The organism is Dyadobacter sp. CY347 (genome assembly GCF_021502655.1).
Classification (GTDB): Bacteria; Bacteroidota; Bacteroidia; order Cytophagales; family Spirosomataceae; genus Dyadobacter.
On sequence record NZ_JAKFFT010000004.1, the window covers coordinates 775,415 to 787,784 of the forward strand.

General features: G+C 46.5%; 10 protein-coding genes. 4 read left to right on the top strand and 6 right to left on the bottom strand.

What is annotated here, in order from left to right; genetic code table 11:
* Positions 1-15: 15 nt before the first annotated feature.
* From L0659_RS11325 to tnpA, 3 genes are all read left to right on the top strand, one after another.
* On the top strand, positions 16-915 hold the full coding sequence (locus L0659_RS11325) for an ROK family protein (protein WP_255727145.1): 900 nt from the start codon (positions 16-18) through the stop codon (positions 913-915).
* Between the two features lie 102 nt (positions 916-1,017).
* Positions 1,018-2,208: a DUF1624 domain-containing protein gene (locus L0659_RS11330; RefSeq protein ID WP_235126098.1), complete on the top strand. Its 1,191-nt coding sequence runs from the start codon at positions 1,018-1,020 to the stop codon at positions 2,206-2,208.
* A 591-nt stretch (positions 2,209-2,799) separates the two neighbouring features.
* Positions 2,800-3,285 carry an IS200/IS605 family transposase gene (gene tnpA, locus L0659_RS11335; RefSeq protein ID WP_235126099.1) on the top strand — a complete coding sequence of 162 codons (486 nt, stop codon included), beginning with the start codon at positions 2,800-2,802 and terminating at the stop codon, positions 3,283-3,285.
* Here tnpA and L0659_RS11340 read toward each other — a convergent pair.
* On the bottom strand, positions 3,275-3,748 hold the full coding sequence (locus L0659_RS11340) for a group II truncated hemoglobin (RefSeq protein ID WP_235126100.1): 474 nt from the start codon (positions 3,746-3,748) through the stop codon (positions 3,275-3,277). The two genes, tnpA and L0659_RS11340, sit on opposite strands and share 11 nt — an antisense overlap.
* 31 nt (positions 3,749-3,779) lie before the next feature.
* Positions 3,780-5,882 (bottom strand): family 10 glycosylhydrolase, encoded by a 2,103-nt coding sequence (locus tag L0659_RS11345; RefSeq protein ID WP_235126102.1) that lies wholly within the window; start codon positions 5,880-5,882, stop codon positions 3,780-3,782.
* Positions 5,883-6,031: 149 nt separating this feature from the next.
* Here L0659_RS11345 and L0659_RS11350 point away from each other — a divergent pair, with 149 nt between their 5' ends.
* Entirely contained in the window at positions 6,032-7,165 is a 1,134-nt protein-coding gene (locus tag L0659_RS11350; RefSeq protein WP_235126103.1) for a BamA/TamA family outer membrane protein, read from the top strand.
* Positions 7,166-7,178: 13 nt separating this feature from the next.
* Here the strand turns inward: L0659_RS11350 and L0659_RS11355 are convergent, their stop codons facing one another.
* The 4 genes from L0659_RS11355 to L0659_RS11370 form a co-directional block, all read right to left on the bottom strand.
* Complete coding sequence (locus L0659_RS11355) at positions 7,179-8,315, bottom strand: MFS transporter (RefSeq protein WP_235126105.1); 1,137 nt, start codon at positions 8,313-8,315, stop codon at positions 7,179-7,181.
* Between the two features lie 170 nt (positions 8,316-8,485).
* A complete protein-coding gene (locus tag L0659_RS11360) occupies positions 8,486-10,216 on the bottom strand; it encodes a GMC oxidoreductase (protein WP_235126106.1) in 1,731 nt (576 codons plus the stop codon).
* Positions 10,217-10,259: 43 nt separating this feature from the next.
* Positions 10,260-10,790, bottom strand: a complete 531-nt coding sequence (locus L0659_RS11365; protein WP_235126107.1) for a gluconate 2-dehydrogenase subunit 3 family protein — start codon at positions 10,788-10,790, stop codon at positions 10,260-10,262.
* Positions 10,791-11,300: 510 nt separating this feature from the next.
* Complete coding sequence (locus L0659_RS11370) at positions 11,301-12,251, bottom strand: DUF1080 domain-containing protein (RefSeq protein ID WP_235126108.1); 951 nt, start codon at positions 12,249-12,251, stop codon at positions 11,301-11,303.
* Positions 12,252-12,370: the final 119 nt, after the last annotated feature.

A 12,370-nucleotide genomic window follows, 5' to 3' on the forward strand; every position in this document is an offset into this window, starting at 1 on the left:
GGAAGCACTATAATTATGAAGCTCTGGGGAATAGACTTAGGAGGAACAAAGATAGAATGTGCCGTTTTGGATCCGGACAGGAACCTGGAAGTGGTTGTACGCATGCGACTTCCGACGGAATCGGCCAATGGCTATGAACATATATTATCACAGATCAAGAAGCTGATCGATCAGGTTGCGGAACAAGTGGGAGAGAAGCCGACCAGGATCGGGTTTGCTACGCCGGGAGTCCTGGAGCCGGATTCGCAGTTGATGAAAAACTCGAACACGATCTGTCTCAATGGCATGCCCTTGAAAGCAGATCTTGAAAAAATTCTGGGCATTCCCGTTCAGCTTGCGAACGACGCCAACTGTTTTGCGTTGGCCGAGGCGCTGATCGGTGCCGGAAAGGATTATCCCAAAGCGGAAGTTGTATTTGGTGTGATCATGGGCACAGGCGTGGGAGGCGGATTGGTGGTGAACAATAAAATCATTGCCGGGCATCATGGAATTGGTGGCGAGTGGGGCCATAACATTCTGGAAGAAAATGGTGAACCTTGCTATTGCGGGAAAGCCGGCTGTGTGGAGCAAGTTATTTCCGGGCCTGCATTGGAACGTTATTATGAGCAGGTTAGCGGCGAAAAACTCACGATGAAGGTGATTTTGGAAAGATATCACGAAGGCAAAGATGAATTTGCAAAAGCAACGATTGAACGTCTGCTCGAATTCTACGGCCGCGCCATTTCTACATTAATCAATGTGCTGGATCCGGGATTGATCGTGATCGGCGGTGGCGTTGGGAATGTTGAGCTGCTTTACACCGCAGGTTTCGAAAGAATTAAAAAATACATTTTCAACAAGGGCATTGTAACCACTCCGATCCTTAAACCAAAGTTGGGCGACAGCGCAGGGGTTTTCGGAGCCGCACTTTTGTAAAATACGCTTAGCAAGGCGATTCCGAACTGTTAGGATCAGTAAACCAGCACTTTCCGAAGCTTCTTAGTGAATCAAATCACTCTTACCGGAAACATTGGTTGTATGTCAACGAACGGAATCTCCTTGCGCGTAAAGTCCATTGATACGGTTCGTGGGCTCATTATGGTCATCATGGCATTGGACCATGTGCGGGATTATTTTCACATCACCGCATTTACCGCCGATCCGCTCGATCCGGGCACAACCAACGCAGCATTGTTTTTTACCCGTTGGATCACGCATTTTTGTGCGCCGTCTTTCATGCTGCTCTCCGGCATTTCTGCCTATTTATCCGGCCAAAATAAAACTAGTGCTGAAACTTCCTCTTTTCTCCTGAAACGCGGATTGTGGCTCATTTTCGTTGAGCTGACTTTCATGACATTTGCGTTTTCATTCGACGTGACATTCAAAACCATTTTTCTGGCCGTGCTATGGGCTTTGGGGACCAGTATGCTTGTTTTGGGCTTGTTTGTGCGTTTCCTTTCTCCCAAAGCCATTTTGATTTCAGGTTTGATCCTGATTTTCGGTCATAATCTCTTCGATCTGATTAAAGCTGCACCCGGCTCAGGGCTTGACATTTTCCTGGGCATTTTTATGACGGGTGCCGGGCGATTTGTGCCCAGGGGCGATGGCGGGAACATTGCTTTCTTGTATGTGATATTGCCCTGGGCCGGGATTATGATGTCGGGATATGGGTTGGGGACGATCTATAACCGTGCATTTCCCGAACAAAAACGCAAAAAAATATTGCTGCAATCGGGTGTTGCCGCCATTGTGCTGTTCCTGGTTCTGCGCTTCGTTAATTATTACGGAGACCAGTCGCTGTGGAGCACGCAATCGGAAGGGATGAGGACGTTTTTATCATTTATGAATGCGTCCAAATATCCGCCTTCGCTCATTTTTACCCTCATGACACTCGGCCCTATTCTAATCTTACTAGCGCTTACGGAGCATACCGACAATAAATTGACGCGTTTTTTTACTGTTTACGGAAAAGTGCCTTTTTTCTATTTCATGCTGCACTTTTATCTTATTCACTTGCTTACAATGATCGCCGTTTTGTCCTCGGGCTACACCTGGGCGCAGGCGACCGCACCGGATCTTTTCTTCAAATTCCGCCCGAACGATTTCGGTTATAGCCTGGGAATGGTGTATTTAATATGGATTTCCATTGTCCTCGCCCTTTATTATCCATGCCGGTGGTTTGGGAATTACCGGGAGCGGAACAAAAAATGGTGGCTGAGCTATTTATAGCGTTTTTTAAATTTTAGTTTTCTCCAAAAATCGACATAAACTGTTCACTTTATGTGTATTACGCACACGCTGTTGTCTGTTTTTTGTTTATCAATCAACATACTTTTCGCGTAGCCCCTCTGGGGCATGCGCTTGTCTTGTGGGTTGGCTTTTTGCTGGTGATAGGTAGCCCCTCTGGGGCATGCGTTTTTTTTGTTGGTTGACTTGTTGCTGGTAATGGGTAGCCCCTCTGGGGCATGCGCTTGTCTTGTTGGTTGACTTGTTGCTGGTGATGGGTAGCCCCTTTGGGGCATGCGCTTGTCTTGTGGGTTGGCTTTGTTGCTGGTAATGGGTAGCCCCTCTGGGGCATGCGTTGTTCTTGTTGGTTACTCGTTCCCAGTGATAGATAGCACGCTGGGGCATTTAATGTGCCAAAGGCACTACCTATTGCTACCTACCCCCGAGATGCTTTCTTGGCCTTCTTGCCCCGGCGGGGCTACCTGTATATGCGTGATGATGCAGAGAAGTCGGAATATTTTTTTAGGAAACTTTGTGACCGAATTTTGGATGCTGCGTATTAAGAGTTTTATCACTATAAAAACTCAGTTTAATATGGCTAACACCTACACTTGTATTTATGTCCACTTTGTATTTGCCGTTAAATTCAGGGAAGCGCTGATTCGTCCGGAATGGAAGGATGCGCTTCATAAATACATTACGGGAATTGTTCAGGGGAACGGACATAAAATGATGATTGTCAATTCCGTTGCTGATCACCTTCACATGCTCGTTGGCTTTAACACACATCAATCCTTGTCTGAGCTCATGAGATTAGTGAAAGGCGACAGCTCAGAGTTTGTAAATAAAAATAGATTTACAGAAAAGAAATTTCGATGGCAGGAGGGTTATGGTGCCTTTTCAGTTGACTATCATAATTTTGACATTATCGTCCGATACATTTTGAATCAGGAAGCTCATCATAAGAAAAAGTCTCTTCGAGAGGAATATGTTGCTATACTAAGCCAGAATAAAATCGATTTTAAAGAGGAATATTTGTTTCTGGATATTAGTGGCAGTAATGATGAACTTATCCAATAAACGGCCCACCCGGAACGCCCCAGCCCCATTTTGGCATGGGTTCGTCCGGGTTCATTGTCAGATCATCAACATTGGAATTGAGCACTGCGATGCGTGTGCCCCATTCAATGTAAGCGACGAAGGCTGAGCGGAATTCGGGGTCGTCGGGGAGGTTGATTTCGTCGGACGTTTCCAACAGCAATGCGACCCAGCGCTGTCTATGGGCTTCGGTCAGGTGTTTGGATAAATGTTTCTGGATCATCTTGAAATGGCTCCCTTCCTGCGTGCTGTACATTTCCGGCCCGCCGAAAACCTCGGCAAGAAAATGCGCGACGTGTAACTGATGTTTGGGCGACATATGTTTGAAAACCGGTTCCAAAAGCGGATCCGACAAGACTTTCGTGTAAAAAAGAGTCGTTAGCTTTTCGAAAATGGGCATTCCACCTGCCCATTCATATAATGTTGGAATTACTTTTTGTTCCATGGCCTTATCGTGCTTCGTTTTTCTTACCGTTTTAATATTCCATTACAACACCATCAAACCCATCTAATTTGCTCATTTCCAGGTTGATGAATGCATTATCGTGTGTGAATTTAATCGGTTTTCCGCTGCTTAATGAGAAGATTCTGGCAGGTTTTTTCTCTGATTTGATCTTGAATTTCAAATTATAAACAGGCAATGGTTCAAAATAGGTGTTGCCGCTGAAACCTGTCAGATTGACCAAATGCAGAATCAATCCCTCGCTTGTTGTCTTCTCTTTATTACTGACGTTGTTCTTCAAAAATTCCTTTAAAATAACTTCAACTCTTTGCGGCGCATTGGTTTGGATATCCTGACTGGCTTCCGGCAAAACATAGTTAATGGCGTCCAGAAGCAGATTTCTGTGCTCCTGGTAACCGTGCATATAATAGATCCGGCCGAGGTTTATCGGGAAAATGAGCGCTTTACTTTTTTCATGATTTTTGATTCCCAATGCATAATAACCCGTAGGCTCGTGGCCTCCGATGATCTCGGGCGGGCCGGGGCGGCCTTTAGACAGAACAGGAAGTAGTTTTTCGTCCGTGCCTGAAAGATCATAAAGCCCCAGGTTGAATTTCCAGAACAGCATTTTTTGTCCCGGAAAGCTTTTGAAAATGTTCGGGTTATCCGGCACGAGATAATTTCCGGCACCGTCGTTGTCCTTTTTCTCAATTTTCGCCCCAAACAATTCCTGCAAGGTTTCCGGGCTGTCGAACATGGTGCGGTTTGTGGCAATCAGGTTTGTGCCGCCTTTACTGGCCTCTTTCAGCACTTTTATAGCTTCCGGTTTCAGATAAGTAATCTCCGGGAGAATAATGAGCTTATAACTCTTTACTTTTTCGGACAAATTTCCGATCTGACCGTCTTCGATAATGTCGAATGGAATGTGTGCCTCGCGGAGCATGAGCTGGATGCCACGATATTCCTGCATAGGCTCGCCACTAGGCCAGGCTCCGGGCGCGATGACAGCTATTTTAGCCATTGATTTATATTTACCAAAATACGCCTCGTGCTTCTTATGGAAAGCGTAAACCTTCCTGATCACCTCATAATTCCGCTCGTCTTCATATCCCCGCATATCACCCATCATACTCAGATCAAGGCCCGAACCATTGGCGATGTTTTCGTAAAGACGGATCTGGACTTCCTGAGGCTCAACCGCATTGTAACGCGATTGAAAAGAAATCTGCTGAATGCTGGCATTGCTGATAATGTGTTCCGGAAAGGAATTGACTGCATTGCTGACATTGTCGGAGGCCGTGTAAGGCCAGTAGGGCAGGGTGGTCATGCTCTGTGATTCGTGTCGGATAATGTCCACGAACTTGTCGGAATATGTGCAGATCGCGATTTGCTCATTTTTGGATTTAACCAGTTTGTGCAATTTTTCAGACCAGTTTTCAACCGTATGTTTCTTGAATTCCAGATATTTTTGATAGAGGGTGTCAGCTTTATTTTCTTCGGTAGGAAGCACTTTTCCGTTGGAATATGTGGCAAAAGCCTTTTTGTCAAAATCATTCTGGTCGATGCCGTGGTATTTTCCTTCGTACGGGTTATTAACCTGGTAACCCGGCATATTCAGGAAAATCCCGTCGATCGGAAACATATCGATCACTTCTTCAATGATCTTGAATGCTTTTTCCTGGACATATGGCGCATTGATGGAAACCACATACATATCGGTGTTAATGATCCGTTCGCCTTTTGGAGAAATGTAGCACCACTCGGGATGGGCTTTGTAAATGCTTTCGTGGACGCGGCTGAAATCGAAGCGGACGATGACCTTAATGTTATTCTGATGGCATTTTCTTATCACATCACCCAGCACATTTTCCTTCATAAAAGGATTGGCGTAATGAAAATCAAGCTTGGTAGGATAGAACGCCATAATGCCTCCGGCGTTGATCAGCAGTGTGTTGGCTGAATAAGTTATAAGATCAGCAACAATAGAATCGGCATTGATGGTCGCGGCCTCATAGGAAGGCAGGTTCATTTGGATTACCCGCAGGTTGTTCCTTTTCCACCAGAGATCTCTGTTATTTTGTGCGTAAAGGGTGGTGGTTAAAAAGAGGAGTATAATAAGTGCCGTTAATTTTTTCATCAGGGAATCTTGTCGTTTTAAGGGAAAGCAATGATGTAATTATGATCTACTGAACGGATTTCTATCGTTTTGGAAATAAGCGACCGGCATTTGGCGCAGTTTTTATATCTCTTGACATGTAAAATCTTTCTCATCAAAAGTTACCGGAATTGGATAAGATCAAAGTTGGGGTGCTGCTCATGATTCTATTTGTGGCGGCGGGCCATTGTGCTGAGGCACAGGAGGGCTGGTTTAAAAGATTTGTACAAAAAACCATTTCTGATACAACGGCCCCGGGCGAGTCCAGCTTCCGGATCTATCCTACATTAGGCTATTCCCCGGAGACTAGTTTCGAGTTTGGGTTGTCCTCTCTGCTGATTTTTCAGGCTAACAAGGACACCCTCAACCGGTTAAGCGAAGTGCAGGCGTTCACATTCCTGACATTGGAAGCGCAATACGGCATCTGGCTTGATAATGCGATCTATGGGGATAAGGACAAATGGTTTTTTTTAGGAAGGACGCGTTTCCAGCGCTTTCCGCTTCTTTATTACGGCATAGGGCCCGAAACCGTGGGCGAAGATCCTGCACTGATCGATGCCAATTATATTCTTTTCAAACAACGTGTATTAAGAAAGATCAAGCCCAATTTTTTTGCCGGGCCGGAAATAGACTATCAGCAATTGTATAATACAAATTTCGAACAGCCTGATAACCACACCTATGACAAGCCGTTAGGAAGCGACGGGACGCGAAATATCGGGTTAGGCGCTGCTTTGGTTTATGACAACCGGCATAATGTGCTCAATGTTCGCAAAGGATTTTTCGGCGAAATATCATTTTTGAAATACAGCCCGGGATTGGGAAGTAACCACAGTTTTCAGGGGGTAAACCTGGATGTCCGTTCATCGCATCCCGTGAGCGCGCGCAATGTGCTCGCGTGGCAAGTTTTGGGAAATTTTTATTCCGGTAATGTGCCTTTCAACCAGCTTGCACTGATGGGTGGGGAAATGATTATGCGGGGTTACTACTATGGCCGTTATCGCGACAAAAATATGCTCGCCGGACAAGTGGAGCATCGCTGGCTGCCATTTGGGTTCAGTAAGCGCTTTGGGGCGGTGGCCTTTGCAGGAACTGCCGTTGTCGCTCCTAAGCTCAATGCATTCACATTTAAACACATACGAGCCTCGGGCGGCGTAGGGCTGCGTTATCTGCTATTTCCTAAAAAGGACATTTTCCTAAGGTTGGATGTAGGTTTTACCAAAGACGGCCCCGGGTTTTATCTCTTTACGGGAGAAGCATTTTAATGTTATTTCAAAGTCAATCCCTGTGCTTGTAAGTAAAGGCCACAATGAACAAAAGCACGCCTACAAAGCCTAATGCAATGGATAGGGACGTAAATTCTGCGATAAAACCGATCAGTGCCGGGCCGGCCAGTTGTCCTGCATAGCCTAATGTTGTTACGGCAGGAAGCGAAACGGAAGGCGGCACGTTAGGAAAACGACCGGCGGCTGTAAAGAAAATAGGGACAACATTGGCTGCACCCAAACCAACCAGAACGAAACCGATCAATGCCGCGGGTGCCCAGGGCACTGCTACTGCGAGCAGGAAGCCCGCTCCCCCCAGAAATGTTCCATAAAACACAACCTTAGAAGGCCCAAGCTTGTGGATCAGGCCATCGCCGGTCAGGCGCATAACGGCCATGGCGACAGAAAACACCGCATAGCCAACGCCGGAAAGGGAAGGGTCGAAATCCCTGGAGAATTGCAAAAATACTGCGCTCCAATCCAGCAGTGAGCCTTCTGCCAGAAACAGAATAAAGCACATCAGTCCCAAAATAAGCACCGGGCCTTTTGGAAGAATGAATGTGGCGCTGTCGATCTTGGCTTCTTCGGAATGCGGGAGCAGCTTTTTGAACTGCGTGGCGGTAATGACAATGAGTAATGCGGATATACTAAGCGCCGCAACCGTAGGAGAGAGCCCGGCCTTGATCAGAAAACCCAAGCCAATCGATCCCAGCAAACCTCCGACGCTGAACATTCCGTGAAAGGACGACATAATGTGGCTTCCATGTTTTTCCTGAACCAAAACGGCCTGTGCGTTCATGGCCACGTCAACGGATCCAATGCCCGCCCCAAAGACAAATAATGCCGCTGCAAGTTGATAAGGCGTGTTTGCCATCAAAAGCAAGGGTAAAAATGCAGCAATAACAAATGCTGAAAGAAGCGAGATCTTCCTGCTGCCATATTTATTGATTAAAACACCCGTGATAGGCATTGTTAAAATCGCACCTGCTCCCAATGCTAAAAGCACGATGCCTAAATCGGCCTCACTGAGCCCTAATGCAAGTTTTGCAAATGGAACCATCGGCGCCCAGCTCGACAGCCCGATCCCGCAGACGAGGAAAATGAGTAATACGGCTCTTCTTGCAGCGCTGATTTTTGCTTTTTCTTGCATAAAACGGTTAATTCAAAGTATCAAAGTGCAATAATATGCAATGTTTGTGAAATTACTGATTTAAATATTGCAAAAAATTGCAAATTTTGTTTGCAAAGAGTGTGGGTTAAAAAAAAACTATCCGGCGTTGGTGAGCCCGGATAGTTTTATTATGCTAATGTGAGTTCTTGTCAGATATTTTTCTTTTTCGATTCTTTCACAGCAAAATCAACCGCGCGGGCTGTTAATGCCATGTAAGTCAATGACGGGTTCACGCAGGAAGCCGAAGTCATCGCTGCGCCGTCTGTCACAAACACGTTTTTTACCGAATGCAACTGGTTGTTACCATTCAAAACGGAAGTTTTCGGATCACGGCCCATTCTGGCTGTTCCCATTTCGTGAATGGCCATTCCCAGGTAAGATCCGTTATCGTGCGTTTTTACATTTTTGAGGCCGGATTTTTCAAGCATTTCAGCGGCGTCGTTCATCATATCCACGCGCATTTTCTTCTCATTTTCACGAAGTTCCGCGTCAAACACAACAGCCGGCATGCCGAATTTATCCTTCTTATCCTTGTTCAGGTACATGTAGTTTTCGTGGTAAGGCAATGTTTCACCAAAACCACCAAAGCCCATTGTCCAGTTGCCTGGAGTTGTCAATTCTTCTTTGAAATCAGCGCCAAAGGCCAGTTCAGCAATATTGCGCTGCCATCCCTGCCGGCCCCCGCCGCCCTGGTAACCAAACCCGCGCAGGTAATCACGCTTGTCGGAACCAATGTTGCGGTAACGTGGAATATAAATGCCATTGGCACGGCGTCCGAAATAATATTTATCTAAATCACCTTCCCAAACCCCGCTGGCGCCGGTCCTGAAATGGTGGTCCATCAGGTTACGGCCCAGTTCGCCGGAATCGTTGCCCATTCCATTCGGGAAACGGTCGGATGTAGAATTCAAAAGCAAAGCCGTGGATGCAAGCGCACTCGCACAAACAAAGATCAAGCCTGCAAAATATTCCTTTTCCTGTAATGTTACCGAATCCACCACACGAACGCCCGTTGCCTTACCAACGCCTCCCGCACCCGATTTTCCATCATAAATGATTTCCCGGACAACCGAATCCGGACGCAAGGTAAGCAAGCCGGTTTTCACAGCTGGCGGAAGCGTACTTGATTGTGTACTGAAATAAGCACCGTAAGGGCAGCCCAATGAGCATTTATTCCGATACTGGCACGGAGAACGGCCCCCTTCAAGCTGGATTTTGGTAGGCTGTGAAAGGTTAGCGACGCGGCCAATGGTCATGTTGCGGCCAGGAAATTGCTTTTCAAGTCTTTTTCTTACCTCTTTTTCAACGAAGTACATGTCCATAGGCGGAATGAAATCGCTGTCGGGGAGTTGAGGAAGCCCCAGTTTTTCGCCAGAAATCCCAACATGTTTCTCAACATAAGAATACCAGGGCGCAACGTCTTTATATCGGATGGGCCAGTCTACGGCCACTCCGTCTTTTAAATTTGCTTCAAAATCAATGTCGCTTAACCTGTACGACTGCCTTCCCCACATGATCGATTTCCCGCCAACAATATTCGGACGGAACCAGTCGAACCTTTTTTTCTCTTCGTAAGGCGAGTCCATGTCATTCATCCAGTATTTTTCCGTCATTTCATTATACGGATAATCTCGGGAGAGGAATGGGTGCGTTTCTTTCTGTTTTACAGTTAGCCGGCCGTTGTATTGCGTTTCCCAGGGTGCTTTCAGGGCGTTTTCGTAGCCTGTAACGTGTTCCAGGTTTTTGCCTTTTTCGAGCATTAGCACTTTCAGTCCTTTTTCTGTCAGCTCCTTTGCTGCCCAGCCACCGGATACGCCGGAACCGATCACGATTGCGTCGTAGGTAACTTCTTTTACTGCGTCAATATTTAAATTCGCCATTATAAGGATAGTATTTATGATTTGGTCAGGGATAGTCGTCTGTTTAAAGCGCCCAGCTTTTCTGGCCTTTTGGCATCGGCCAGCTGCCGTCAAACCGCCCTGGAATCGGCAAGTAATCCAATGCTTGCGTTGCGCCGATTTCGGAAGTAAAATAGCCGGTGACCGTCAAGCCTTTCATTTGCAGGAAAAATGGCTTATCCGAAACCGTTGTGCGTTTGATAATGTCGGTTTTCTGCGTCGCATCCAGGGCTGAAAACCCTTTGCTGTACACTTCTTTGCTTTGCGCATCTATTTTATCCAGTCCTGAATAGAATTTCTTCTGATCCGCCATTTCGTAGCAGTCGCGCATGATCCGGGTGATAAACTTGTCTGCGCCCGCAGCCTTAGCCCCCGGCGTTCCGGTGGCCGGGATGATGGTATCTGCCACGTCGGCCAAAAGTGCTTCCTGTTCGGCGGATATATCAAGTGAAGGGCCAAAGTTCAGTTTTTCACCCATAATGCCTGCCATTAATGGGGCGGAGAGTGTGCCTCCAAGCAGGAAGGTTATTTTTTGAACAGCTTCTCTACGGTTCATTAGTCAAGGATTTAAGTCGGGAATAGAATTAATTAAAATTAACCTTTAAATATAACAACCTGTCCAGAATTTTTGCCATTCTGGCCTGTAATTTTCCGTAAATTCACTCAGGTCCACCGATTAATCATCGCATTTGTCTTGGTGGCCTCGAACATGCCATATTGGATTCATATTCTAAACCAAGGCTTAGGCATTCGTCAGATCTCTTCGATCTGGCGGATAAGTTTGAAGGTTAAGTAATAGAGGAACGTTGAGTAAATAATGCAGATAACTTTCCTGATTTTCAGGAAAGTTATTTTTTTCAAAATGATTCAGGCAGGCCTTACGGCGTATTCAATATAAAAGTATTTTCAAACCTAGCTAAATAATCGAAAGAGACAGATGCCTTAACCCCGCATCTTTTTAAGAGGTGACGTAAAAGTCATAACAGTGTGTGTAAGCGAAAATGGCAGGGATTTTCCCCGCCATTTTTTTTGTTTATTCCAATAAGGACAGGATCAATGTGTGAACCTATTTGGCAGGTGTGATTACAATATTCCTGTATTCAACCGGTCCATGGTCACCCTGAATGTAAAGCGGTCCCGGCTCGCCTTCGTTGCTATCCAGCGCTCCTCCCGTAATGCCCGGAATTTCCTGATTGGTGATCACGGTTTTGCCATTGGTCACGAGCGTCAGCATGCGGCCAACCAATGTAATGTCGAATGACTGCCACTCACCCGGATCTTTGGCCATCATTTCGCTGGGAACCAGGAAGCCGTAAATCGCACCCAGTTGATCCAGAGACGGTTCCATTCCTTTGCTGTCAGTAACCTGCACTTCATAACGTCCCCTCAAATACACGCCGCTGTTGCTGCCTTTGGGAATACGGAATTCCACATGCAGTTTAAAGTCATTGAATTTCTGATCAGTAATGAGGTTGGCGCCGGATTTCGGGCTGCGTAATATGCCGTTTTCTGCGATCCATTGGTTTTCTCCCGCAGCATGCCATCCTTTGATTTCGTTACCGCCGGTAAGTTTGATCGGCGCGCCCCAAACAGGCGCAGCGGTCCGGCGCAGGGATGGTGCGCGAACACCGGTGAAATTGAATTTCTTGCCATCGGGCGTGCTCACACTTCCCGCGATCTTTTCTCCCGTAAGTGCTCCTTCAAGCTTTAAGTTACCATCGCCTTTTTCCCATTGCGGCGGGATCTCGAAATTGAACTGGCCATCCTTGAAAATCACTTCTGAAATCGGGCGGGCGCTTCCTGAAACGCTTGTAAACTGCCCGATCAATGTATGGTTGCCGGAGTGACGCACTTCCAGCCACGACGGGGCCATTTTACCATCCATATCCACTGTAATGTCCCAGCGCCCTTCGATAGGCGCAGGAGCCGGTGCGGACGGGTTCGGATTGGTTTGGTTTGCGAAAGCGCCAGGCACTAATGCGAGTGCAAGGAGACAGGTTTGTACTAATTTTTTCATGATTTAAATAAAAGTTAAGGGTCGACAATTTAAAAATAAAAATTGACAAAAGGCTCAGGCAATGCACAGCCCGAAATCCTCGCAGCGGCAGGGATTAAAAACTTTGCATAATACTGGAT

Bases quoted from the DNA above. Each gene is read 5' to 3' on its own strand.
- L0659_RS11360 (WP_235126106.1), bottom strand. From the start codon at position 10,216: ATGGCGAATTTAAATATTGACGCAGTAAAAGAAGTTACCTACGACGCA.
- tnpA (WP_235126099.1), top strand. From the start codon at position 2,800: ATGGCTAACACCTACACTTGTATTTATGTCCACTTTGTATTTGCCGTT.
- L0659_RS11345 (WP_235126102.1), bottom strand. From the start codon at position 5,882: ATGAAAAAATTAACGGCACTTATTATACTCCTCTTTTTAACCACCACC.
- L0659_RS11370 (WP_235126108.1), bottom strand. From the start codon at position 12,251: ATGAAAAAATTAGTACAAACCTGTCTCCTTGCACTCGCATTAGTGCCT.
- L0659_RS11325 (WP_255727145.1), top strand. From the start codon at position 16: ATGAAGCTCTGGGGAATAGACTTAGGAGGAACAAAGATAGAATGTGCC.
- L0659_RS11355 (WP_235126105.1), bottom strand. From the start codon at position 8,315: ATGCAAGAAAAAGCAAAAATCAGCGCTGCAAGAAGAGCCGTATTACTC.
- L0659_RS11365 (WP_235126107.1), bottom strand. From the start codon at position 10,790: ATGAACCGTAGAGAAGCTGTTCAAAAAATAACCTTCCTGCTTGGAGGC.
- L0659_RS11330 (WP_235126098.1), top strand. From the start codon at position 1,018: ATGTCAACGAACGGAATCTCCTTGCGCGTAAAGTCCATTGATACGGTT.
- L0659_RS11340 (WP_235126100.1), bottom strand. From the start codon at position 3,748: ATGGAACAAAAAGTAATTCCAACATTATATGAATGGGCAGGTGGAATG.